Genomic DNA, 23,919 nt, shown 5'->3' with positions numbered 1-23,919 from the left:
TCTTGAAGGCTGAAGACGCCCCAGAATCAGCACTCACTGATGGCGTCGCCTCGGAGTCTATCGCCGACGAAACGCGGACGTTCCGCTTCACGGGCGAGTTCACGGCGTTCTCGGTCGACGGCAAAGCGCGCGTTCGCGTCGACGGCGAACCGTTCGATGTCGACGCTTTCCCGCACAACACGCTTGAGATTTCGCCGAACGGGACGGTCGAGTACGACGTGTCCGCGAGCGGCGCTGTCTCGGTCGACAAGGACACGATCGACCGGCCGAACGCACGCACCGCCACCGGGCGGGCTCGCGAAACGCATGTCGTGTCGTACGCGGGCGAACTCACGTACTTCGAATTGGACGGTGACGCGACGATCCGCCGGAACGGGTCGCGCATCGATTCGAGCGACGTGCTACCGTCGACGCGGCCACACGAGTTCAAGGCCACCGCTCGATCGTCGCGGGAAGCGTACACGGTCGAAACGACGCGTAACGTCGACGAAAGTGTGGCGCCACACGGAACCAGTGGCGCGGCCCGCTTCACGGGCCGAACCGTCCGACGGTACGCCGGGCAGGTGACTGCAGTTGAGCACCCGAACGGTGTTCGCGTCGAGATTGACGACGACCGGAATCAAATCGTTGCCCGTGCGCCCGGCGATGCCGGAGCGAGGGTCAGTGTCGAGACGACGAACGGGCTGGTCGTCGATCACGAGGCGTATGACGTGGCCGACCTCTCGGTGTCCGCGGGCGAGTCGGTGACGGCCGTCCCGTTCGGTGACTTGGAACGGATCGTGATCGACGACCTGTCCGTCCAGCTCTCGCGGAACGAGTATCCGTCGGCCGAGAAGTCGACCACGCTCCAGGCGGCAGCGAAAGTCGAGCGGACGGACGCGTTCCAGCGGCTCGTCGATATCGCGTCGGGGCGCGTCCGATATGACGCCGCCGGTATTGCGGGCCAGGAAGTGAGGTCCGGCGACACGACGACCGTCCGGTCGGTCGAACACGAACTCGCTGACCCGGGGCAGGGCGACAGTGCCGTGCTGTCCGTCCGACAGACGCCTCGCGGTATCGAGCACGCCAGCGTTCTATACAAGCACTTCGAGCGTAACGAGCAGGTGACGATCGACGCCGTAATCCTCCCCGTCGGTCCGACCGTCGACAAGCTTCGTCGAGAGAGCGAAACGATGACGGTCAGTCGCTCGGAGTCCGAACCAGCTACGCCCGACGTGGAGTACACCGCGGAGCTGTTCGCCGAGACGGCGAACCCCGACAAGCAAGTGAAGCCATCTGATCTCGGCGACCTAGAGGCTCGCTTGACCCCCGAAGACGTTCGAACGCAGGGTTTCCTCTCGTTCCTGAATGACGTGAAGGACCTCCTGACGGATATCGGCGCAGACGCCTACGATGCGGCGAAGCGGCTATGGGGCGTGTTCAAGGGGCATATGGACCAGGTCGCCGTAACCGCACAGAACATCGTCATATCGTCGCCATACCTGATTGCGGGCCTCGCGGATGATCTTCCGTGGAAAGAACAGTGGGCCCCGAAGCTGATATGGCGGATCGCCATGGCTCCCGCTGTGACCCTGGTCAGTCTGGCGAGCAACGGTTTCTTTGAGGCGCTCGATACCGGCGCGGGGTGTGCGTTCTGCGTGTTCTTCGCCGTCGTACTCCGTGATATCATCGTCTCCGAGGTGACGTCGGCGGCCTGCGTCTACTTCATCGCGGCACTTCCGGCAGCGGTCGTGTGCGCGGTTGTGGCGGAGGCCCTCACCCAGTTCATTTCGCAGTACTTCGGTTACCGTGACGTGAAGGACGACCTCTGCAACGGAGACGTCATCTCGGAGATCGACCCCTGCTGACCTGACGGACGGTCCTCGACAGGATTTTTACCCCATGACCAAACTGATAAATATGTCCTCTGGTCGCTTCGGCCGCGTCCCCGCGTTCGCCGTCGATGCGGTCGCGCTCGCGGCGGTCGCGGTGCATCCGTTCTCGCTGTACGTCGTGCTGTTGCTCTACTGGGCCGACCTGTTCGTGGGGCTGCTTCGACAGAGCGTCGAGACGGTGTTTGCCGCGCCACGGGAGACGTATTCGCCGCTGGAGCCGCCTGCGCTCCGACGGAACGGTGACCCCGGGTCGTTCAGGTTCCTGACAGCGAAGCTCGGCACGCTGAAGCCGGTCGGCTGGCTACCGAGGGTTGCCGTCCACAACTTCAAGATAACGTTGGTGTGCGCCGTCGCCCTGGCGTTTGCCTCCGTCGCCGTCGTCGTTCTCGCGACGAGAGCCCTCGACCCGCCGTTCTCGGTGCTGTCGTGGCCGACGAGTGCAGTCCTCGCCGCCGGGGGACTGGCGGTCGTCGTGAAACACGGAACGGCGTTCCGTCGGTTCGTCCACTCGCCGCGTCCACCGGCCGCTCGGACCCGCCCGTCCCGTTCCTGGATGGGTTCGTTACTCATACCGTTCCCGGTCGTCGTCGTCGATACCTTTCATGCCGACGCGCCCTTCGACGCCTCCACGTTATTCGCGACGATCGCAGTCCTCGTCGTACTGGGACGGGTCGCGTACGAACGGCGCCGGGACGCGTCGCCCACGCCCGCTGATTCGTTCGAACTCGCGGCCCCCGCGGGACGCCCCAGTGAGGTGTTCCGTCCTGATCGGCGTGCGGTCAGGATTGCCGGACTCCTCGACGGCATCCTCCCCCGGATCGAATTGGGCTTCGGCAACATCAAGTATCGAGTCATCTCGATCATCTTCTTCGCTCCCGGCGTCTCCCTCGTCGGTGGCGCCTTCGGACTCGACCTGATGCCGGCGTTCGTCGTCGGCGTCGCCACCGCGCTCGCCGTGACCGCGGTCGGGTTCGGGCTCGCGGGCGTCGCGCACTTCGACCTCGCGTTCGCGACGACGGAGTACCGACTGTACGAGGACGAACTCGTCGCGTACGACACGCGCCTCGACGCCGTCCAGTGGCGCGCACCCCTCGACGCGATCCACGACGTCTCCGTCGAACGCGGGCACTGGCTGGCGCCACCCGGCACGGACGCGGCCGCGGTCACCCTCGACCGGAGCGACCTCGACGTCGACCAGCGACCGTACGGGTTCTACCGGCAGACGCTCGCGTACGTCGACCGACCCGAGCACGTCGCCGACCGCCTCCGGCGCGCGACCGCGCGCTGACCGGCGCGCTCAGGTACTCACTCCACGTCCTCGTCCTCGACCTCGATCGGTATCTCCACCGGCCCGTCCCGCTCCGCCGTCGTCCCCGCACCGACCGTCTCGTCCCCGCTCGCGGCGTCCGCTGCGGCGTCCACGACCTCCTCGGTCGCGTCCGCCGCGCCTTCGAGCGCGTCCGTCGCCGCGTCCTCGACGCTCGCGAACACCGTGTCCGACGCGCCCTCGGCGAGGTCGTCGAGCGCGAGCGCGAGGTTCCGCTGGTTCGACTTGAACATCACGTCCACGACCGTGCCGACGTACGGAATCGCACCACCCGCGACGTCTATCGCGACGTTCGCGAGCATCTCAACGAGCGTCCCGTACGACACCCCGAGGCGCGCGGACTCCAGCACGATGTACATCGACACGCCCGCCGCGACGACGTCACCGACGCCCGGGAGGACACCGAGCACCGGGTCCGCGCCCACGCGGAAGTCCGTCCCCGGGAGCCGCACCGCGTCGTCCATCACCTTCGCGACGAGACGCATCCGGTCGACCGCCGCCTCGTCGACGCCATCCGGTACCGGGCCGTCGTAGGGCTCCGCGAACGGGTCGCGGTCGTCACCAGTCATACCCCGACCTACGGCATCACGACTGAAGAAGACCGGGCCCAAGAATCAGCCGTCGAACTCGCGCCCTCAGAACAACGCCGGCGCGAACCGGATGAGGACCGCGTCGACCAACAGCAGGACGCCCACGAACGTCGCCGCACGCAGTATCGCTGTCGCGCGCTTCGCGGGCGTCCGCACCTTCAGGTCCTCCGCACCCTCGAGCACCCTCGACGCACCGACCTCGACGAGTCCCGTCAACGCCAGCCAGAGCACCACCATCGCGAGGACGAGATGCCCGCTCGTCGACGACACCAACGACGACGTCTCGTACCCAGCCAGCGAGATCATGTATCCGCCCGAGAGGAGCAAGAGGACCGACGCGAGCCGCGACCCGACCTGCAGTCGCTGCGTGAACCGTTCCAGTGGCGCAGCGTTCAACGACCCCTCTCGAGCCAGCGGGAGCACGCCGAACGCGAAGAACGACACCGACCCCACCCACATCGCCGCGACGACCAGATGGATCGCGCGAACGACGACTTCGACGATAGCCATGCGGATACCGTCCGCCCGCCGCCCCGTTAATCCTTCTCCTCTACGGCGGCCGCGCACGACCCGCATAGTAACTCGATGGTCGACGACGCCGACCCGATGACGGTCTCCAGGTCGTCGACCTCGTGGTACGCCTCGCAGCGCTCGCAGCGCGCCGTCGGCGCCGCCTCGTCGGCGAGCAGCGAATCCACCGTGACCTCGTCCGTCGGCGAGTCGAACGCCGCCTCCGGGTCGAGGTCGCTCGCCGGCTGCGCGGGCTTCGCCGGCGGCCCGTCCGTGAGCGCGGGTGGCCCGTCGTCGTCGAATATCGGGGAATCCGGGCCGTCGAGGTCCGCGTCGACGGTCGACGACGCGTCGTCGTCGGTCTCGGTGGCCGCTGACGCCGCCTCCTCGACGGTCGCGAGCGCCTCACTGAAGAACTCGCCGGCGAGGTCGTCCGGAAGTCCGGTGTTCCCGTAGAGGGCCGTGACGAGTTGCTCGCGGAGTTCGTCGGGCGACAGTCCTTCGCGTTCCCCGACGACGTGTAGCGCATCGGCTTCGCGAGCGTCCGCGTCCGGCATCCCCTCCGGGTTCTGCACGTACCGGTCGACGACAGCCGTCAGGCGCGCCGCGACCGTCGAATCCGCACTCCAGCGCGTCGGGAACGCCGCGTCGATGTTCGCGCGGCGTTCGTCGCTCAACTCGGCGACGACGCCCGTCGGGGACGCCAGTTCCGTCGTCGGGTCCGCCGCAGCGTCGTCCTCGGGCACGCTGGTACGGTCGACGCGGTCGAGCGCGGTCTCTCCCGGGACGTCGAGACGACCGGCCGCGATGTCGCAGAGCACGCTCAGGCTCTCCTGCATCGACGAGGAGTCGTACCCTCGACACTCCGCGTAGACGTTGTCGATGCGGTCGGCGAGTGCCGCGGGAATCCGCACCTCGACGAACTCCTCGGCTCGGTCCTCTCGCTGTGCCATTGGAGAAACCATCGCACCCCAACACCATAAATTTCACTCATCTGTTGGCGCGTTTTAATTTCTGAGGTCCGGTTCGTTGGAGATACACCCTGCGTGCGAAAGCAACCCACGGACATCGGCCCTACTGGAGGTACCGTTCCTCGAGCGCTGGCAGTCGTTTACGCACGAGCACGTACCCCACCGACACCACGACACCCGCGACCACGGCCTCTCGAATCCAGCCGTCGAACGCGACCCACCCCGGGACCGCGAACGCGACGGCGACCGCGAGGTCCTCCGGCGCCCCGTCGTACCGCACCCAGCGCCGCGGTCGAGCCCACCGCCCCTGCGTGTGCAGGAACACGCCACGGTCGTCCTGCGCGAGCCACGGCCGCGCCTCCGTCCCCCCACCGAAGACGTCGCTCGCCGAGTGCACCGCCGCGGACACAAGGAACCCCGCCACGCCCACGGTCACGGGCACGGTCGCGACAGCGGCGACCACGACCGCCAGGACCCCGAGCACCGCGTAGTACTCGGGGAAGTGCAGGGTCTTCCGGTGCTCAGCGAGGAGGTCGACGTCCGGGAACACACCCCCTGCGAGCGCACCCGCTGCGGCGGCCGTCGCGTACTCCCCACCCGCCGCGGCGTACGCGCTCGCCAACGCCAGCCCGACGAACGCGTGCGTCGTCGCCATCATCACCCATACGTACCGCTCTCAGCGGCAAAACGTCGTCGTCGACGCTCCATCCAACCACCCGAGCGTTCAAGTACGAAGCCGCGGCCAACGCCACCGTCACCTGACGCGTGCGACGCGACGGTCGAGGCGGGAGCCCGGGCCGCCGTCGCGTCACGCCCCACGGCCCGGCTGCTCGCCCCACACCGACGCCGACACGGCACTCACGTGCGACGCCGGCATGGCACTCACGCGCGACGCCGACTGGACCCCCAGACCCTTCTACGACCGGGACCTACGAGGGCGCGTGACGCGAACACTCTACCAGCTCGACGGCTGCCCGTGGTGCGAGAAGGTCGCGGACCGCATGGACGAACTCGACCTCGACTACGAGTCCGTCTGGGTCGACGCCATGCACTCCGCGCGCAACGATGTCAAGCGCGTCTCCGGCCAGCGCGCCGTGCCCGTCCTCGTCGACGACGCCCACGGCGTCACGATGAACGAATCCGCGAACATCCTCGAGTACCTCGACACCACGTACGGCGAGTGAGCGGCCGACGCAGCACCGTGAACGGCTGACCCGGTCCAAGAGCTCCAGCTGTCCCGTCAGGACGGCCGTCGGCCACGAGGGGGCCCGTCAGTCGTCCGGACGACCGCCGGTCACCCGTCGAGTTCGGTCAACGTCTCCACGTCCGGCACGTCCTTCGCCGCGTCCACGATCTGCTCCATGCGCTCGGCGTGCTTCCGCGCGGCGTACGACGCGAGGTCCTCGGCGCCCACGGCGACCGCGTCGTCGTCCGACGCCGCCGACACCGCGTCCTGGACGAGCATCGCGAGCTCGCCGGTCAACTCGTGCAGGAGCGACGGCGACACGTCGCCCGCACCGACCAGGTCCTTCAGCTTCCGCATCCCGAACCCGACGTGGCGTCCCTCGTCGCTCCGTATCTTCGAGAACCCCTCGACGAGCCCCGGGAGCTCCGGGAGTCCCTCGACGTCGCCACTGAACGACGTCTGCACGCCGTAGTACCCCGTCTGCGCGAGGATGCCCTCGACCGTCAGGTGGTAGTGACAGTACGCTCGGGCGCGGTTCTCGGGCGTATCGTCGTCGAGCAGTCGAGTCATCGCCGCCTCGTTGCGTTCGAAGAGCTCGTCGTACGCGTCGTTGAACCACGCCGGATCGTGGGGGTTCGAGCGCTCCAGGCCGCGGCGGTCTTCGGCTTCGTGAATGACGCGCGTCCAGTACCGATGGAAGAACTCCGCGTGCTTGGCCTCCTCGTAGAGCTGTGTCGTCAGGAACAACTGGTCGTTGACGTCCTCGAGGACGACCGCGAGCGGCGACAGGTCCTCCGTGACCGCCTCCTCGCCCGCGCCGAACAGCGCGAGCGTCCGGCGGAGCGAATCGAACGCCGCCGCGTCCAGGTCCGCGACGCGGTCGACGTCCACGTCGAGGTCGACGTCCACCGGGTCCCAGTGCCGGGAGACGGCGTTGCGATAGTACCGGAACGAACTCGCGTCCTCGTCGATGCCAGCCCGCAGCGCGTCCTCGGTCATGCGTAGCGGTTGGTGCGCTCGCGAAATCAATCCCCCGGGGCTCGGTCCCGGGTCCCCCGGTCGTCGCGGTGACGTGAGACGGTTGCGGGGTTTTGATTACGTCGCGCTCGCAGGCTTGTGGTATGCGACTGGAGGAGTACTGGGGGGTCGGCCCGAAGACGCGGGCGTTGCTCGTCGAGGAACTGGGCGTGGACGCGGCGATCGACGCCATCGAAGCCGGGGACGTCAGGGCGCTCGTCGACGCGGGCGTGCCGCGTGGACGAGCGACGCGTATCCTCCGCCGAGCGACGGGTGGGTCGGGGATGGACGTGCTCGCGACGAGTGACGCACGCGAGGTGTACAAGGACCTGCTGTCGGTCGCCGGGTCGTTCGCGTTGACGGCGCGGGCGGCGGACGCCATCCACGTCCTGACACCGCTTTCCGACCGGGACGCGATGCGGGACCGACTCGCGGACGTGGAGGCGGCACGTGCGTCCTGGGAGGCGCTGTCGGACGACGAACGGGAGGCGGTGGTGGCGGCGTTCGACGCGTACGACGACGCCGATGGCGGGGAGAAGGCGAGCGTCGAGGCGGCGATCGCGCTCCTCGACGCGGACGTCGTCGACGACGACGGCGTGTTCGCGCCACTCTCGGGGTTGAACCGCGACGCGCTCGTGGACGCGTCGCGTGCGCTGGGCGCGCTCCGCGAGGGACACGTCGCGACCGGTGCGGACGACCGCCTGGACGACCTCCGCGAGCAGGTCGCGGCCGTCGAGACGCTCGAGGCGAACGCGGGGTCGGTCGTCGAGGCCATCCGCGGGGACGGCGCCCGAACTGCTGGCGGGTTCCAGGACGCGTTCGTCGACCACGTCTGTGCGGAGACGGGCGTGGAGGCGACGACGGTCCGCGACGCGGCACCCGAGGAGGCGCGGGATGCGACGGACTTCGTGAACGAGGCGCTGCGAGTGCTCTCGGCGAACCGGCGGGAGGCGGTCGAGGAGCGCGAGCGCGAGGTTCGCGTGGAACTCCAGGGTGCGGTCGCGGACGCGCGCGAGGACGTCGACCGGGCGGTCGCGGCGGTCGACGACGTCGCGTTCGAGCTGTCGCTCGCGCGGTTCGCGGCGGCGTTCGACCTGACCGCTCCCGAGTTCGTCGAGGACGCGGTCGCGGTCGAGGGGGCACGGAATCTGACGCTCGCTGCGAACGACGGGGAGTCGGTGCAGCCGATCCGGTACGCGCTCGGCGAGCACGCCCTCGCGGCGCCACCGGGGCGCGAGCGCGTGAGCGTGCTCACTGGCGCGAACTCCGGTGGGAAGACGACGCTCCTGGAGACGCTCTGCCAGGTCGTCCTGCTCGCGCACATGGGGCTGCCGGTGCCCGCGGACCGTGCTGCCGTCGGCCAGTTCGACTCGGTGGTGTTCCATCGGCGGCACGCGAGTTTCAACGCGGGCGTCCTCGAGTCGACGCTCCGGAACGTCGTCCCGCCGTTGACCGCGGAGGGCCGGACGTTGATGCTCGTCGACGAGTTCGAGGCGATCACGGAACCGGGGAGTGCCGCGGACCTCCTGCATGGGCTGGTGACGTTGACGGTGGAGAAGGCGGCGCTGGGGACGTTCGTGACGCATCTCGCGGACGACCTGGAGCCGCTCCCGGGGACGGCGCGCGTGGACGGTATCTTCGCTGAGGGGTTGACGCCGGAGTTGGAGCTGGAGGTGGATTATCAGCCGCGGTTCGGGCAGGTCGGGCGGTCGACGCCGGAGTTCATCGTGTCGCGGCTGGTGGCGAACGCGGACGACCGGTCGGAGCGCGCGGGGTTCGAGACGCTCGCGGAGGCGGTCGGGCACGAGGTCGTGCAGCGGACGCTCGCCGATGCACGGTGGAGCGAGTCCTAGGAACGGGTGGTGTCGTCGTCGAGGATGGGGGGTCGTCGTGGGTGGTCCACGACGATTCGGGGGAAGGTGTGGGTTTCCGAGTGGTGTGGGTGTGGACCCGGATGGGTCCGGTCCGCGTGAGGGTTCGGGTGGGGGTGGTGGGTCGACGGGGCCGGGTGTCGGGGCGGTTCCTGTGTCTGGCCGTTACCGGTCAGGTCTTCTTGTTGCTGATGATGACGCGGTCGGTGCTCCCGCGGTGGTGGATGAGCGAACTGAGTCCGCTCCGGAGCAGCACGAGTCCGACGAGCAGGAGTGCGATCGCGCCGAGCAGGTACTCGGTCTCCGGGAGGCCGGTCCCGAGGAACGGTCCTTTCATCAGGAACCACGAGGCGATGCTGGTGGTGAGCAGTCCGATCGTGCCGAGACAGGCGCCGAATTTCCGACCCATATCATCAACGGTAATCTGCGAGATGCCTAAAGGTATCTAATATTTCCTTACCAATTGATTGCGTATATTAAAACCGTAGGCGGGTCGAAGATTTGATGCTCGAAATAGAATACGTCGGGTCTGTGTCTCGCCCCCGAGACTCGGCGGGCCCTGAGTCGACCCGGGGTCCGAAGCGACCGTACCGAAGCGTCCCAACTCGACGCCGAGGTGAACGTCGTATAGCGGATGTCGATGTCGTGACCGAGGTCGCGTTCGCCCTCGAGCATGGGGAGGGTGACCTCGAGGACGCCGTTGTGGTAGGATGCCTCGATGCCGTCGACGTCGATCTCGCCAGGGATGGCGACCGTCTCGTTCGTGCTGCGCGAGTGCCGGACGTACGACGTCTCGGACTCCTCGCTGATCTCGGTCACCGCGGAGATCTTGAGGTGGCCGTCGTGGTAGACGAGGTCGATTTCGTCCTTCTCGAACCCGGGGAGGTCCATGACGAACACGTACATGTCGTCCTCCTCGTGGAGGTTCGTCATGTGCTCGATGCCGTCGGTCGTGCGACCCTCGAGGGTGGGGGTCGAACGCCCTTCGAGCATGGGTGTGCGGTCGCCGAACGTGCGGTCCATCCACATGCCGTCGAACATTCGGTCCATCTCCTCGAACATCCGGCTCATTTCGTCGAAGTTTCGCATTTGTAATCACCACCACGTACGCCGTGTGAGGAGATAAAGACGTAGAGAACCGAGTTAGCACGGTGCCAGACGCACCTTTAGGGCTGTTTCAGTCTGTCATCGTTCAGCCCCCGTCATTCGCCGACGGCGTCGCTCGCGTCCCGGACGAGGCCGTCGAGTATCTCGGGCGTCGTCGGGTGGTACGCGCGGTCCGGTATCTCGCGGACGTCCAGCCCCATCTCGACGGCGAGCTGCATCGTCTTCGCCATGACGTCGGCGTGATAGTGCAGGCCCTGGTAGCCGAGAACGGTGCCGTCGTCGGCGTCGACGACGAGGCTCGCGCGACCCTCGGGGACGTCCTTCGTCTTGAACACGCCGTCGTCGCTCGCCTCCCGCGTGACGTGGACGACGTCGCGGTCGGCTTCCTCGGCGCTCGCCTCGGAGTGCCCGACTCGCGCGTAGGGATACACGCCGAGTGCGGAGAAGACGACGTGATGGTGGACGTTCTCGTACGGTTCGATGGCGTCGTGGTCGCCGCGAGCGTGCGCGAGGAGGTTCTCGGCCGCCTGGAATCCCTGTTCTTTCGCGACGTGGAGGATGGGTTCCTTCCCGTTGACGTCGCCGACGACGAACACGCGGTCGTCGTCGGTGGCCTGCATCGTGTCCCGCACCCAGTCGCGGCCGGGGTCGAGACGCGTGTGTTCGAGGCCGAGGCCGTCGACGTTCGGGCGGCGGCCCGTGAACAGGAACAGCTCCTCGGCCTCGACGACGTCCGGGTCGCCGTTCTCGTCGGAGACGTGGAGGCGGACGCCGCCGTCCTCGGTCGGTTCGACGCGGTCCTCGTACGTGTGCTGGCGGATATCGACGTCCCACTCGTCCTCGTAGACCTCGAGGAGGTCGTCGCCGAACGCCGGGTCGGCCTCGTCGAGCGGGCGCGCGTCGTGCTCGATGACCGTGAGGTCGGTGCCGCCGGCTTCGACGATATACGGCACCATCTCGAGGCCGACGTACCCGAACCCCATGACGATCCCCGAATCCGGGAGCGAGCGCGCGTCGAGGACGTCCCTGCTCCCCATGTAGTCGACGTCGTCCATGCCGGGAAGGTCGGGGACGTTCAGCGCGGAGCCCGTGGCGACGACGACGTAGTCAGGTTCGATCCGTTCGTCGGCGACTTCGAGGACGCGGTCGTCGACGAACCGCGCGGTCTCGTGGTGGAACGTCACGTCGTCGCGCTCGGCGAGGTCGTGGATCGCGCCGCGGCGGTGTTCGGCGAACCCGAGGACGTGGTCGTCCTTCGTGTCGACGACCGCGTCCAGGTCCACGTCGGGGAGGTCGCCCTCGAGTCGGTGGTCGTGGCGCGCCTGGAACCGGTGTGCGCCCGCGGAGATGACCTCCTTCGACGGCATGCAGCCGCGGAGGATGCAGAGCCCACCGCCGGGTTCGCCGTCGTCGACGAGCGTCAACTCCACCCCTGGTTCGTCCGCGAGCGCGCCGGCGACGGCGGCGCCCGCACTCCCGTACGCGCCCACGATAGCGACGTGTGTCATGGCGGGCACTCGGGCAGCGAGCGTGATAGGCGTTCGCCTGCCGTGTGCCGAACGTGGAGAATCGCCTGCCGTGTACCGAACGTCCTCGAGAAATCGCGCGGGTGACTGCGAACGACGCGGCGTCGACTCGCTATCGAGACGTGGTGGTTACTCGCGGACGCGGAGTGCGACGAAGCTCGCCGCGACGAGCGCGCCGAGCGCGGCCGTCACGCCGAACCCGGGCATCCCGCTCCCGGCGTCGCCGTCATCGGTGCCGTCGTCGCCGTCGCTCCCGTCGTCGCTATCGCTGCCGTCGTCGTTCGTCGTCTCCGACCCCGAGATGGACGCGGAGCGCTCCGAGAAGTGGTCGAACGCGACGAGGACCGTCGCCTGGCCCTCGGCCTGCGCGCTCGCGTCCTGGACGACGCGGTACTTCGCCTCGTCACCGCCGTTCGCGGCCGCACGGAGCGCGCTGTAGCTCTCGGCCTTCGCCGCGGCGTCGCCGTCGACGGTCACGTCGAGCGAGTCCGTCGCGCCGACCGCGGCCTCGGAGACGTGCGTCACGACGACCTTCCCCTGGCTCTTCGAGCGCTCGACCGTCACGTTGACCGTGTGCTCGGCCTCGGCACTGGTCTCGACGGTCGTCCCCTCGCCGTACGTGACGGTGTCCTCGACGGTCTCGCCGCCTTCCTCCATCACGTACACCTCGGCGGTCGCGGTACCGTTCGCGATCATGCGCTCGACCTGCTTGTCGTCCTCGCTCCGTTCCTCGCCGGACGAACGGAAGACGAGCTGGGCGTCGGAGCCGAGGTTCGCGGTGACGTTCCCTTCCTCGTTGACGGTGACGTTCCCGTCGCCGACGACGATGAACGTGCTCGTGTTCCCGTCGTCGGTCTCGACGACGACGCGATCGTCGGCCGTCGCTTCGGCGTCGGCGTCGGCGCCGACGTTCGCGTGGACGTACTGGCCGCCGTCACCGCTCTTCACGACGAACGTCCCGTCCGCGTTGTCGTGCGTCACGATTTCGGCTGCGCCCTCGGTCCGAACGGTCGCTTCCGTCTTCGAGGACGCACCCATCTCGAGGCCGAGGCCGTCGAGTTCGACGACGGTCCCGAGGCCGACGCTCCCGCTCGCGTCGGTCCGCTCCTCGTAGTCGGACTCGGATTCGACCGCCACCGAGTCGACCATCGTCTCGCCGTCGACGGTGTAGTTCACGACCGCGTCGCCCTGGACGTCGTAGGAGACGTGCGTCCCGGCGTAGGCCTTCGCGTCCGCCGTGTTCGTCGCGTCTGTGCTGCTCGTCGTCAGCGCCGCGGCCGCGGGCGTCGCTATCGTAGCGACGACGACGAGCGCGGCCAGTAGCGTCGACTTTGCTTTCATACGCAGTTCGTGGATATTCCGGGTACCCGCAATATCCATACGTCCTAAGTGAATTGGAAATCACGGGATACGGGCGTGAAACAGTAACAAACTCGCTATCGGTTCACGCGCTCTCGAACACGACCACAGGCAACTTGCTCGCTAGCCCACCGACTCCAGACCCCAGTCGACCCGCGACCAGCCGAACCCGCGTCGGGTCGACCCTTCGACCGACCGACTCAGCCCCGGGCCCGCCCTTCGACAGGCCGACCCTGCGACATCCCTGGAGGAAGGCGACTACCGGGAGATGTCGGCGTTCCCTTCGTTCACGACCGCGTCGACCTCGGGTTTCGTGACGGTCGCGACGTCGCCCGGTATCGTCCGCTTGAGGGCGGCGGTCGCGGCCGCGTACTTCAGCGCCTTCTGGATGTCGGCGCCAGACAGGCGCTGTGCGAGGAACGCGCCAGCGAACGCGTCACCGGTCCCGACGGCGTCCACGGTATCCGTCTCGAACGCCGGTTGCTCGTGGATGACGTTGTCGTTCCACGCGAGCGCGCCCTGGTCGCCCCGGGTCACGACGACCGTCTTGAAGTCGAACTCGCTCGCGAGGTGATGCGCGAGCTGGGTCGCGTCGCCCTCGTAGTTCAGGATGGCCTTCGCGTCCTTCAGCGCGATGATGAGGACGTCCACGACCTGGAAGAACTGCGTCACCGTCTTCCTGGCCTCCTCGGGCGACCAGAGCTTCGAGCGGTAGTTCACGTCGAACGCCGTCATCGTCCCCGCCTGCTGGGCGGCGTCCAGCAAGGTCGCCGCGGTCTCCCGCAACTGCGGGCTGAGCGCGGGCGTGATACCGGTCGTGTAGAACGCCTGCGCGTTCCGGATGCGGTCCACGTCCAGTTCCTCGGGCGTCGCCGTCGTCACCGCGGCGTCCTCGCGGTCGTACACGACGTTCGACCCGCGCGGGCGGCCCGCGGACTCCAGGTAGTACGTGCCCTGGCGGACGTCGTCGTCGTCCGTCCACACGACGTCCGTGTTGATGCCGTACTGTCGGAGGCCGCCGTCGACGCGATGCCCGAGGGCGGTGTTCGGGAGCTTCGACATCCACGTCGTCACCGCGCCGAGGCGTTCCGCCGCGATCGCGGTGTTCGATTCCGCGCCGGCGGCGCGCACCTCGAACTCGCGAGCGGTCTCCAGTCGTTCGTCGTTCGGTGGCGAGAGCCGGAGCATCGTCTCGCCGAACGTCACGAGGTCGTCGCTCATCGAACCACCCCAGGGGAGCGTACGCCAGTCATGTCCCTACCAATGGAAGGCACCGGTATAAGTCTCCCCCGCGACGCAAGCGTTCCACTGGCCGACAGCGGCGAGCGGGCTGGGGCGAACCCACCAACCGTTCCGCGTCGGGTCAGTCGCCGACGAGGACGCCGTCCTCGACGTGGACGTCGTAGCCGAACTCGCGAGCGACCGCGCAGTTCGTCCGCACGTGGTCGGTGACGGTCGCGGGCCGGACGCGACCGTCGGCGAGCGCGAGCGCGAGCACGAGCTGGTCCGCGGCGTACGCGTCCACGACGGGCGGTCGGGGAGGCCCACCTGCGTCCGGGCTCGTTCGCGCTTGCTCGCGGAACGCGATGGCGTCCGCGGCGGCTCGCTCGCCGACGACCTCGGCCGGCGTTCCGGGTTCGCCGAGCGCGCTGAAGCCGGCGGTCGTCGTCTCGTAGTCGAGGACGACGAGCACGCTCGCGCCGGTACTCGGCGCGGTGACGGTTCGGGCGGTCGACGCGTTCACGTCGACGTTCGCCGTCTCGAGGTCGTCGACCGCGGCGGCGACGAGCCGGTCGGCGACGTCGGCGTCCGCGAGGTCGCTGGACGCCACCGCTTCGACGCGCGCCCCTCGGAACGCGCCGCGGTCGTCGAACGCGACGCGCTCGCGGTCGCTCGGCGCCACGTGCAGCGTCGCCTCGCCTCCTCCTTCGGGGTAGAACCCGCGCCGGGGGACGTCGACGGTCGCCTCCCAGCCGGCGTGCGCGGCGAGGGGCAGGCGGACGTGCCGGTAGTAGTCGACGGTCGGCGACCACGCGACGTCCGTGCCGCCGGTCACCGACAGCTCGATGGGGTCGTCGACGACGACGCCGAGTGGCAGGACGGTCTCGAACACGAGCGTCGCCGCGCCCGCGGTCTCGACGTCCACCGATACCTCGCCGCCCGTTGGGTCGCCGGGGTCGAACGCGACCGTGTCGCTCCCGAGTTCGGCGCCGTCGACGTCGGCGTCGCACACGTCGGCGGCCGCCTCCACGCACGCGAGATGCTGGTGCTTCAATCCCGGGTTCGGGCGGTCACCGCGGACGTCCTCGACGGTGACGGCCTCGCCCGTGATGGCCGCGAGCGAGAGCGCGGACCGCAGAATCTGCCCGCCGCCCGCGCTCCCGTCTATCTCGACCGTCATCGGTCAGAGCTCCCGGCGGCCGCCGTGCCCGGGGTAGTCGCGCTCGAAGCGGTCCTCGACCTCGTCGTGGTCGAACCGAACGACCGTCGGCCGGCCGTGCGGGCACGCGAACGGGTTCTCGCAGTCGTCGAGCGCCTCGAGCAGTTCGACGACCGACCCCTCGGTGAGGCTCGTGTTCGCGGTGACGGAGGGATAGCACGCGAGGTCGGCGACGAACGCGTCCGCGAGCGCGTCCACGGTCGCGGCGCCGTCGTCGTCGCTCGCGACGAACCCGGAGAGGACGTCGCGGACGTCCCCCGGGTCGAGCGTCTCGTCGAACACCGCGGGCACCGTCGTCACCGTCACCTCGCGCGCGCCGGCCGACCCGCTCTCGTCGGTCGCGCCGTCGGTTCGTTCCGCGTGGAACCCGAGCGTTGCGAGCGCCTCGCGGTACGCGGGGAACGCCTCGGCCTCGCCCGCGGTCAACTCCAGGGTCACGGGTTCGGCGAGCGCTTGCGCGGTCGCGTCCGCCTCGAACGCCGCCCGCAACCGCTCGTAGTTCACGCGCTCGTCCGCCGCGTGCTGGTCGACGAGCACGAGCCCGTCCTCCGTTTCGGCGACCAGGTACGTGTCGCGGTACTGGCCGAGGACGCGCATCGACGGCAACCGGTCGTACTCGCCCTCGGGCGTCGCCGCCTCGCCCGTCAACGTCCGCTGCTCGGCCGCGCCACCGAACCGCCCGTCGTCGCCACCGTCGGGTCCCTCGGCGCGTCCGATTCGCTCCCGACTGCTCGTGCGATGCTCGCCCGCGGCCGGCGACGAGGATTCGCTCTCGCTCGGCGACGAGGACTCGGCGTCGACGCGCTCGCTCGACCGCGTAGAGCCACCGGCCGGCCCGGCGGTCGAACTCGACGACTCGGACCGCGTCGACCCGGTCGCGGTCGCGTCCGCCGTCGACGACGGGGCGCTCGCAGCCTCCGCACTCGCGTCGCGCGCCGACCGGTCCCGCGTCGTCTCGTCGTCCACCGGCGTCGACGCGTCGGGTGCGACCCCGACACGCTCGCCCTCGTCGCTATCGTCGCCGTCCTCCGGGTCGTCGCGAGCGGTCGTGTCGCCGCCGGTATCCGTGTCGTCGCCAGCGTCCGTGTCGTCGCGGTCGACCGAATCGCGGGCGCTCTCGGCGTCGAGCACGTCAGCGTCGTCGACGCCGCCGGCGTCGCCGTCGTCGTCGAGGTCGCTCGCGGTCGTCGGTTCGACCGCCGCCTCCGGTCGCTTCGAGCGGCCGCGCGGCGCCGAGGAGCGGACGAGGCCAGCGTCCAGCAAGGTCTCCTCGACCGCCGCGCGCACCTGTCGCTTCATCGCCGCCTCGTCCGCGAACCGGACCTCCATCTTCCGCGGGTGCACGTTCACGTCCACGTCGCCCGCGGGCACGTCGAGGAAGAGCGCGGTGAACGGGTACCGGTCGGCGTCAAGTTGCCCGCCGTACGCCTCGATGACCGCCTCGCGGACCGCGCTCGCCGAGACCGCGCGCCCGTTCACGAACACCGAGACGTACTCGCGCGCGCTCCGGTTCGTCTCCGGGTCCGACACGAGCCCGTGGACGTCGTCGAGCGGCCCCTCCGGGACGTCGACGTCGTCGACCGCGTGCATCGCCTCCGCGACCTCCCGACCGTACACCGCCATCACGGTCGCCAGCCGGTCGCCGCGGCCGGGCGTCGCGAACACCTCGCGGCCGTCGTGCTCGAGCGACACCGCGACGTCCGGGTTCGCGAGCGCGTACGACCGAACCACGCGGTTCACGTGCGCGAACTCCGTCGGCGTCGTCTTCAGGTACTTCTCGCGAGCCGGCGTGTTGTAGAAGAGGTCCTCGACGTCGATCGTCGTCCCCGCCGGACACCCGACCTCGCTCACGGACTCGACCTCGCCGCCCGCGTACACGAGTTCCGTCCCCGTCTCGGCGTCGTGCGGCCGCGTCCGGATGGTCATCCGCGACACCGCGCCGATGGTGTGGAGGGCCTCGCCGCGGAACCCCAGCGTCGACACGCCCGCCTCGAGGTCGTCGACGTCCCGTATCTTGCTCGTCGTGTGCTCGCGGACCGACGCGCGGACGTCCACCTCCGTCATCCCGTGGCCGTCGTCGCGCACCGTCACCCCGCCGGTCCCGCCGTCCTCGACGGCGACCGCGACGCGAGACGCCCCAGCGTCCAGCGCGTTCTCGACGAGCTCCTTCACGACCGACGCCGGGCGCTCGACGACCTCCCCGGCCGCGATGCGCTCGACGGTCCTCGCGTCGAGCTCGCGGATGTCCGTCCCTGTCATGTCCGGGTCGACGGGCGGCGGCGTCAAACGCGTGACGGTCGGCCGGCCTGGTTACCGACCGTGGTCGTCGAGGAGCGTGCGAGCGATGCGGTCGCGGTCCGCCAGTGCGCCGTCGATAGCGCCAGCCGGGAACGGGCCGGCGCCGAGCGCACCCAGGCGTTCGGTGCGCGCCGCCCAGACCGAAGAAAGCGCCACCGTACTCCCTGGTTCGACGCCCGGCAGGTACTCCGCCGGCATCGAGATGGCGCCGTCCTCGACGACGTGCAGCGTCCGCAGGCCGTCGTAGGCGCTGCGCGCCTCGGCGTCGAGGTCGCTCGGCCAGAACCGCGGAACGAGCACGACCCGTTCACCGTCCCGTTCGACCCTGAACGTCGCCTCCGTGTCCATACGTCACGCTAGCCGCTCAGCGTGCTAAACGTTGACGAACGACGTGCCGTCGGCGATTCCCCGTCCTCGCACCGCTGGCCGCACTCGCGAGCACGCTCCTCTAACCGGTCGTCGTCGACGCGAAAAAAGCGAACCGTGACCGCGAGTCGCCTCAGAACGTCTCGAGGTAGCGGTCCTTCTCCCACTCGGAGACGGAGACGCGGTAATCGTTGAACTCCGAGCGCTTCGCCTCCAGGAACTTCTCCGTGACGTGCTCGCCGAGCGCATCCTGGACGACTTCGTCCGCTTCGAGCGCGTCGAGCGCCTCGCCGAGGTTCGTCGGGAGCGTGTCGATCCCGTACTCCTCGCGCTTGGCCTCGTCGAACTCGTAGATGTTCTCGCGGACCGGGTCGTCGCACTCCATGCCCTGCTCGATACCGTCGAGACCGGCGTGGATGAGCGCCGCGAACGCGAGGTACGGGTTACACGACGGGTCGGGGAAGCGCGCCTCGATACGCGATGCGGCGGGGACGCGCGCCGCCGGCTTCCGGATGAGCGCGGAGCGGTTCCGGTCGGACCACGCCACGTACACCGGCGCCTCGTAGCCCGGCACCAGGCGCTTGTAGGAGTTCACGGTCGGGTTCGCGACCGCCGCGATCGCGGGTGCGTGCTCGAGGATACCCGCCGTGAACTGCTTGGCGGTCTCGCTCAGGTTGAACTCGTCGTCGTCGTCGTGGAACGCGTTCTCGCCGTCCTGGAACAGCGAGAAGTGCGTGTGCATCCCGCTGCCGTTGATGCGCGCGATCGGCTTCGGCATGAACGTCGCGTGCAGGTCGTGCTCGGCCGCGATGGCGCGGACGACGGACCGGAACGTCGCGACGTTGTCAGCCGTGGACAGCGCGTCGTCGTACGTGAAGTTGATCTCGTGCTGGCCCTGCGCGACCTCGTGGTGGCTCGCCTCGATCTCGAACCCCATGGATTCGAGGCCGAAGATGATGTCCCGACGGACGTCCTGCGCGAGGTCCTTCGGTGCGAGGTCGAAGTACCCGCCGGCGTCGTTCGTCTTCGTCGTCGCACGTCCCTCCTCGTCCTCCTCGAACAGGAAGAACTCCGGCTCCGGCGCGGCGTTCACCGTGTACCCGAGGTCGTCCGCGCGCTCGATCGCGTGCTTCAGGACGCCGCGCGGGTCGCCCGAGAACGGCTCGCCCGTGGACGTGTCGATGACGTCGCAGATGAGGCGCGCGGCGCCACCGTCCTCCTTGGAGCGCCACGGCAGCACGGCGAACGTCTCCGGGTCGGGGTCCAGACGCATGTCGGACTCCTGAATGCGGACGAAGCCGTTGATCGAGGACCCGTCGAAGTAGATGCCCTCCGTGAACGCCTTCTCCGCTTGGCGTGCCGGGACGGACACGTTCTTGACGGTCCCCAGGATGTCCGTGAACTGCAGACGCAGGAAGTCGATGTTCTCTTCGTCGATGGTCTCCAGCACCGCTTCCTCCTTCTCGGAGAGGTTGCCGCTTGTCATCTTATGCTCGCTTCGACAAACTACTTCCAGTACAAAAACCTTAGTGCTGTAAGCAAACTTTCGCCCAACTCGCACCGATTGTACGTTCGTAAAGTTCTAAACCCTCCGGGGCGCACGTTGGGGTAATGACCTACGAAAATCTCGACGCGAAGCTAGTGAATGCACTTCTCGGCGATGGCCGCGCGAGCCTCCGATCGCTCGCCGAGGACCTCGACGTCTCGGTGACCACGGTCTCGAACCACCTCAGCGACCTCGAAGACCAGGGCGTCATCCGCGGGTACACGCCCATCGTCGACTACGACGAACTCGGGTACGACGTCACCGCGTTCATCCAACTCAAGGTCGAGGGGAGCGCGCTCCCGGACATCACGGAGCGCCTGAAGGGCCACAAGCAGATGACCTCGGTCTACGAGGTCACCGGCGACTACGACGTCGTCGCCATCGGGAAGTTCACCGACACCGACGGCATGAACGCCCAGATCAAGGAACTCCTCACCGACCCCGACATCAACGAGTCGAACACGAGCGTCGTCCTCAACACCGTCAACGAGAACGAACAGTTCACGCTCGACATCGAAGAAGAGTAACCGCCCGCACGAGCGTACGGCACCCGCCAGGGTGACGTTTCTGGGGTGGTTGCTCGCACGAGCAGACGCCGGCCCCGAGCCGGCGTTTCTCGTTGGAATCGCCCCACGAGCAGACGGCGACCGCGAGGTCGGTGTGTCGTCGTTCGGTCCGTTCGCGGGGTCAGTAGTAGAAGAAGTCCCGCCAGAGTTCCTTGAGCGTCGGTGACCCGACACCCTCGGGTCGTTCGACGTCGACCGTCCCGTACTCGCTGAACTCGGTGACGACGACGTAGTGCCGTGTTCGTTCGACGTCCTCGTACTCGCCGTCGGCGCGCTCGACGGTGACCTCGTACGTCGCGACGCGATGCTCGACCATCCGCGTCACGCGCCCCGACTCCTTGTCGACGACGACGCGGATGGAACTCCCCTCGTGGACGTCGCGTGCGTAGAACATCTGTCGCGTCTCGTAGTACTCCTCGTGGGCGTCGATACCGAGGACGACCGTCGACGCGTTCTCGCTGACGACCGACCAGTCCGCCTCGCTCGCACCCTCGAGGAAGACGTTCCCGCCGTATGCGAACTCCCACACGTTATCGGGCGACGACGCCGAGAACGCACCTCTGCGGAACGGCGGCCTCGGGTTTTCGAACTCGCGGGAACCGAGCGAGCCTCCTTCCGGATGATTGGCGCCAATCTCGACGCGGCCGTCTGTGACGTAGTACTTCCCAGGCAGGACGGCGAGTGGGAACCAGTACGGGGTGTACGACCGCTCCCATCGTTTCGCGTACGACCCCGTCCAGACGCGTTGCGCGAAGAACTGGCGGTCCGTGTAATCGTAGCGGTACTCGTACGCGAAGACGGGGCGTCTTTCGCTCCCGTTCACCGCGGAGACGCGTGTGACGACGCGATGGTCGACGTGCTGGAACGCCTCGTTCGCGGTCGCGATCATCTCACCGGGCTGGGCGTCCGGCGAGATGCGGTGCTCGGCGGGCGGTCCGTGGACGTCAGCGATGCGGACGTACCCGACGACGCTCCCGGTGACGAGGAGGACGCCGACGTACGCCGCGACGAGCGTCCGCCAGCGGACGTCCGCGTCGACGAGCCACCGCCAGTTCATGCGTCGTCACTCGTCGCCTCGGCGTCGAGTTCGCCGAATACATTCTTCATTCCCCCGCCAGGTCCGACCCACCAGACGTAGGCGTCCGGGGCGCTCCACTCGACTTCGAGAACGTCACCGGGCTCGACCGGGAACGACCGTTCCGCCGTCCCGTCTCGGGCGACCCATACCACGTCCGAACCCCCTTCGCCGCTCACTACCAATCGCACAGTGTTCGACGGCGTCAACGGTGTTCCCATGTCGACCACGCACCGGAGCGTCCCCCCTGCCGTGTCGTACGAGACGTCGACGTGCATCTGCGGTCCGGTCGCGAGGTTCGTCGTCGGTGCCGCGCGGTCGCGAGGGAACGCCGCACAGCCACCGAGCGCGCTCGCGCCGAGCGCGGCCAACACCCCTCGTCGCGTTGCCATACCACGGAATCGACACGGATGCTACAAAAGGCTACTCGCTCGACGCAGCCGCGGCTGTCGAGTACGGTGCGCGAAAGAAGGAATCCGCGTGTTCTGAGTCAGTGCGGCTCCGGCCGGGTCGATGGGGGCTGTGCGGCGAATGTGCCCTGGTCTCGTCTCGCGGGCTACGCCCGCTCGACAACGAGGCAGTTTGCCGCTCACCCGATGGGTTCGCGTTTGCCTGCCTCGCTTACATCGCGCCGCCCATGCCACCCATGCCGCCCATGCCGCCCATGCCGCCGCCAGCGCCGCCTTCGTCGTCGCCCTTGTCCGTCGACAGGTCGCCGGCGGAGATGATGTCGTCGATTTTGAGGACGAGGTTCGCGGCCTCGGTGGCAGACGTCAGCGCCTGCTCCTTCGCGTGCGCGGGCTCGACGACGCCGGACTCGAACGTGTCCTCGACGTCGCCGCTGAAGACGTTCAGGCCGGCGCGGTGCTGGCCGTTCTCGTGTGCTGCGCGGAGCTCGACGAGCGTGTCGATGCTGTCGAGACCGGCGTTCTCGGCGAGGACGCGCGGGATGAGTTCGAGCGCGTCCGCGAACGCTTCCACGGCGAGCTGCTCGCGGCCCTCGACGGAGTCGGCGTAATCGCGGAGGCGGTTCGCGACCTCGACCTCGATTGCGCCACCGCCGGCGACGACGCGGCCGTCGCGGACGGTCGACGCGACGACGTCGAGCGCGTCGGTGACGCCGCGCTCGAGTTCGTCGACGACGTGCTCCGTGGAGCCGCGGAGGAGGAGCGTCACGCCGTGTGCGTTCTCGTCGCCCGTGACGTAGAACATGTCGTCGGCGTCGTCGCGGTCGACGTCGGCGTGCCCGATGTCGGCCGGGTCGACGTCGTCGAGGTCGCTGACGACCGCACCGTCGACGATCTCGGAGAGGAACTCCATGTCGGACTTCTTCACGCGACGGACGGCGAGGATGCCTTCCTTCGCGAGGTAGTGCTGGGCCATGTCGTCGATGCCCTTCTGGCAGAAGACGACGTCCGCGCCCGTGTCGATGATCTGCTCGACCTTCTGCTTGAGCTGGGCTTCCTCCTGCTCGATGAACTGCTGGAGCTGGCTCGGGTCCGTGACGTTGACCTCGGTGTCGACGTTCGCCTCCTCGACCTCGACGGCCTCGTTGAGGAGGAGGACGTCCGCGTCACCGACGCTCTTGGGCATGTCGTCGTGAACGGGGTCCTTGTCGATGACCGCGCCCTTCAGGAGGTCGCTCTCGCTCGCGGAGCGACCCGTCTGCGTCTCGATCTTCAGGAAGTCCATGTCGACGAGAGTCTCGTCGCCCTCGGTGTCGACGGCGACCTGCTGGATGGCCTCGACGATGAGCTGGCCGAGGTGCTCCTTGTCGAGCTCGGCGCCCTTGCCGGTCATCGAGGTCTCGGCGACCTTCTGGAGGAGTGCCTCGTCGTCGGGTTCGACGTGCTCGGCGATGTCGTCGACCTCCTCGCGGGCCTGCTGGCTCGCGAGGTGGAAGCCCTTGATGATGGCCGTCGGGTGGATGTCCTGCTCGAGGAGGTCCTGCGCGTTCTTGAGGAGTTCGCCCGCAACCGCGACGGCGGTCGTGGTGCCGTCACCGGCCTCGTCCTCCTGGGTCTCGGCGACCTCGATGATCATCTCGGCCGTCGGGTTGTCGATGTCCATCTCCTTGAGGATGGTGACGCCGTCGTTCGTGATGGTGACGTCGCCCATCGAGTCGACGAGCATCTTGTCCATCCCTTTCGGGCCGAGTGTGGAGCGGACGGCCTCCGCGACGGCGCGAGCCGCGGAGATGTTGTACTCCTGCGCGTCCTTGTCCTTGACGCGCTGGGATTCGTCCGACATTACGATCATGGGCTGGCCTTGGGCCATTCGCTGACTCATA

General features: G+C 68.4%; 22 protein-coding genes. 5 read left to right on the top strand and 17 right to left on the bottom strand.

Going from position 1 to position 23,919, the window contains the following annotated elements; translation table 11 throughout:
• Positions 1–2 precede the first annotated feature (2 nt).
• On the top strand, positions 3–1,847 hold the full coding sequence (locus VYJ16_RS04280) for a hypothetical protein (protein ID WP_336349067.1): 1,845 nt from the start codon (positions 3–5) through the stop codon (positions 1,845–1,847).
• A gap of 52 nt (positions 1,848–1,899) precedes the next feature.
• A complete protein-coding gene (locus tag VYJ16_RS04275) occupies positions 1,900–3,162 on the top strand; it encodes a hypothetical protein (protein WP_336349066.1) in 1,263 nt (420 codons plus the stop codon).
• A 17-nt stretch (positions 3,163–3,179) separates the two neighbouring features.
• On the opposite strand, the gene VYJ16_RS04270 is transcribed toward VYJ16_RS04275, so the two are convergent.
• The 4 genes from VYJ16_RS04270 to VYJ16_RS04255 all read right to left on the bottom strand — a co-directional run bounded on the left by VYJ16_RS04270 (position 3,180) and on the right by VYJ16_RS04255 (position 5,930).
• Positions 3,180–3,770 (bottom strand): DUF4112 domain-containing protein, encoded by a 591-nt coding sequence (locus tag VYJ16_RS04270; protein ID WP_336349065.1) that lies wholly within the window; start codon positions 3,768–3,770, stop codon positions 3,180–3,182.
• A gap of 66 nt (positions 3,771–3,836) precedes the next feature.
• Entirely contained in the window at positions 3,837–4,301 is a 465-nt protein-coding gene (locus VYJ16_RS04265) for a transporter (protein ID WP_336349064.1), read from the bottom strand.
• 26 nt (positions 4,302–4,327) lie between these two features.
• Positions 4,328–5,254 carry a hypothetical protein gene (locus tag VYJ16_RS04260; RefSeq protein ID WP_336349063.1) on the bottom strand — a complete coding sequence of 309 codons (927 nt, stop codon included), beginning with the start codon at positions 5,252–5,254 and terminating at the stop codon, positions 4,328–4,330.
• A gap of 121 nt (positions 5,255–5,375) precedes the next feature.
• Complete coding sequence (locus VYJ16_RS04255; RefSeq protein WP_336349062.1) at positions 5,376–5,930, bottom strand: metal-dependent hydrolase; 555 nt, start codon at positions 5,928–5,930, stop codon at positions 5,376–5,378.
• Positions 5,931–6,213: 283 nt separating this feature from the next.
• Here VYJ16_RS04255 and VYJ16_RS04250 point away from each other — a divergent pair, with 283 nt between their 5' ends.
• On the top strand, positions 6,214–6,456 hold the full coding sequence (locus tag VYJ16_RS04250) for a glutaredoxin family protein (protein WP_336349061.1): 243 nt from the start codon (positions 6,214–6,216) through the stop codon (positions 6,454–6,456).
• Positions 6,457–6,566: 110 nt separating this feature from the next.
• On the opposite strand, the gene VYJ16_RS04245 is transcribed toward VYJ16_RS04250, so the two are convergent.
• Complete coding sequence (locus VYJ16_RS04245; RefSeq protein WP_336349060.1) at positions 6,567–7,457, bottom strand: ribonucleotide-diphosphate reductase subunit beta; 891 nt, start codon at positions 7,455–7,457, stop codon at positions 6,567–6,569.
• 122 nt (positions 7,458–7,579) lie between these two features.
• On the opposite strand from VYJ16_RS04245, the gene VYJ16_RS04240 reads away from it, so the two are divergent.
• A complete protein-coding gene (locus tag VYJ16_RS04240; RefSeq protein ID WP_336349059.1) occupies positions 7,580–9,328 on the top strand; it encodes a MutS-related protein in 1,749 nt (582 codons plus the stop codon).
• A 190-nt stretch (positions 9,329–9,518) separates the two neighbouring features.
• On the opposite strand, the gene VYJ16_RS04235 is transcribed toward VYJ16_RS04240, so the two are convergent.
• From VYJ16_RS04235 to glnA, 9 genes are all read right to left on the bottom strand, one after another.
• Entirely contained in the window at positions 9,519–9,755 is a 237-nt protein-coding gene (locus tag VYJ16_RS04235; protein ID WP_227132555.1) for a DUF8132 family protein, read from the bottom strand.
• Between the two features lie 47 nt (positions 9,756–9,802).
• Positions 9,803–10,435, bottom strand: a complete 633-nt coding sequence (locus VYJ16_RS04230) for an Hsp20/alpha crystallin family protein (protein ID WP_336349058.1) — start codon at positions 10,433–10,435, stop codon at positions 9,803–9,805.
• 113 nt (positions 10,436–10,548) lie between these two features.
• On the bottom strand, positions 10,549–11,961 hold the full coding sequence (locus tag VYJ16_RS04225; RefSeq protein WP_336349057.1) for a dihydrolipoyl dehydrogenase family protein: 1,413 nt from the start codon (positions 11,959–11,961) through the stop codon (positions 10,549–10,551).
• A gap of 147 nt (positions 11,962–12,108) precedes the next feature.
• A complete protein-coding gene (locus VYJ16_RS04220) occupies positions 12,109–13,320 on the bottom strand; it encodes a hypothetical protein (RefSeq protein WP_336349056.1) in 1,212 nt (403 codons plus the stop codon).
• Between the two features lie 276 nt (positions 13,321–13,596).
• Positions 13,597–14,559, bottom strand: a complete 963-nt coding sequence (gene kdgK1, locus VYJ16_RS04215; protein ID WP_336349055.1) for a bifunctional 2-dehydro-3-deoxygluconokinase/2-dehydro-3-deoxygalactonokinase — start codon at positions 14,557–14,559, stop codon at positions 13,597–13,599.
• Between the two features lie 142 nt (positions 14,560–14,701).
• A complete protein-coding gene (gene rtcA / locus VYJ16_RS04210; RefSeq protein WP_336349054.1) occupies positions 14,702–15,739 on the bottom strand; it encodes an RNA 3'-terminal phosphate cyclase in 1,038 nt (345 codons plus the stop codon).
• 3 nt (positions 15,740–15,742) lie between these two features.
• Positions 15,743–18,037 carry a DNA mismatch repair endonuclease MutL gene (gene mutL / locus VYJ16_RS04205; RefSeq protein WP_336349053.1) on the bottom strand — a complete coding sequence of 765 codons (2,295 nt, stop codon included), beginning with the start codon at positions 18,035–18,037 and terminating at the stop codon, positions 15,743–15,745.
• Positions 18,038–18,088: 51 nt separating this feature from the next.
• A complete protein-coding gene (locus tag VYJ16_RS04200) occupies positions 18,089–18,424 on the bottom strand; it encodes a hypothetical protein (protein WP_336349052.1) in 336 nt (111 codons plus the stop codon).
• Between the two features lie 151 nt (positions 18,425–18,575).
• Positions 18,576–19,928 (bottom strand): type I glutamate--ammonia ligase, encoded by a 1,353-nt coding sequence (gene glnA, locus VYJ16_RS04195; protein WP_336349051.1) that lies wholly within the window; start codon positions 19,926–19,928, stop codon positions 18,576–18,578.
• A 125-nt stretch (positions 19,929–20,053) separates the two neighbouring features.
• Here glnA and lrp point away from each other — a divergent pair, with 125 nt between their 5' ends.
• The gene (lrp, locus tag VYJ16_RS04190) at positions 20,054–20,515 is read left to right on the top strand and encodes an HTH-type transcriptional regulator Lrp (protein WP_336349050.1); all 462 of its coding nucleotides are present in this window, start codon (positions 20,054–20,056) and stop codon (positions 20,513–20,515) included.
• A 160-nt stretch (positions 20,516–20,675) separates the two neighbouring features.
• On the opposite strand, the gene VYJ16_RS04185 is transcribed toward lrp, so the two are convergent.
• From VYJ16_RS04185 to thsB, 3 genes are all read right to left on the bottom strand, one after another.
• Positions 20,676–21,611 carry a hypothetical protein gene (locus VYJ16_RS04185; RefSeq protein WP_336349049.1) on the bottom strand — a complete coding sequence of 312 codons (936 nt, stop codon included), beginning with the start codon at positions 21,609–21,611 and terminating at the stop codon, positions 20,676–20,678.
• Positions 21,608–22,021 (bottom strand): hypothetical protein, encoded by a 414-nt coding sequence (locus tag VYJ16_RS04180; RefSeq protein WP_336349048.1) that lies wholly within the window; start codon positions 22,019–22,021, stop codon positions 21,608–21,610. The genes VYJ16_RS04185 and VYJ16_RS04180 overlap by 4 nt, the downstream gene beginning before the upstream one ends.
• Positions 22,022–22,250: 229 nt before the next feature.
• On the bottom strand, positions 22,251–23,918 hold the full coding sequence (gene thsB, locus VYJ16_RS04175) for a thermosome subunit beta (protein WP_379761787.1): 1,668 nt from the start codon (positions 23,916–23,918) through the stop codon (positions 22,251–22,253).
• Position 23,919 lies beyond the last annotated feature (1 nt).

Source organism: Halorubellus litoreus, assembly GCF_037081675.1.
In the GTDB taxonomy this organism is placed as follows: Archaea; Halobacteriota; Halobacteria; order Halobacteriales; family Natrialbaceae; genus Halorubellus; species Halorubellus litoreus.
Note: the sequence above shows the minus strand (reverse complement) of the source record. Positions and strands in the feature narration are given on the sequence as shown.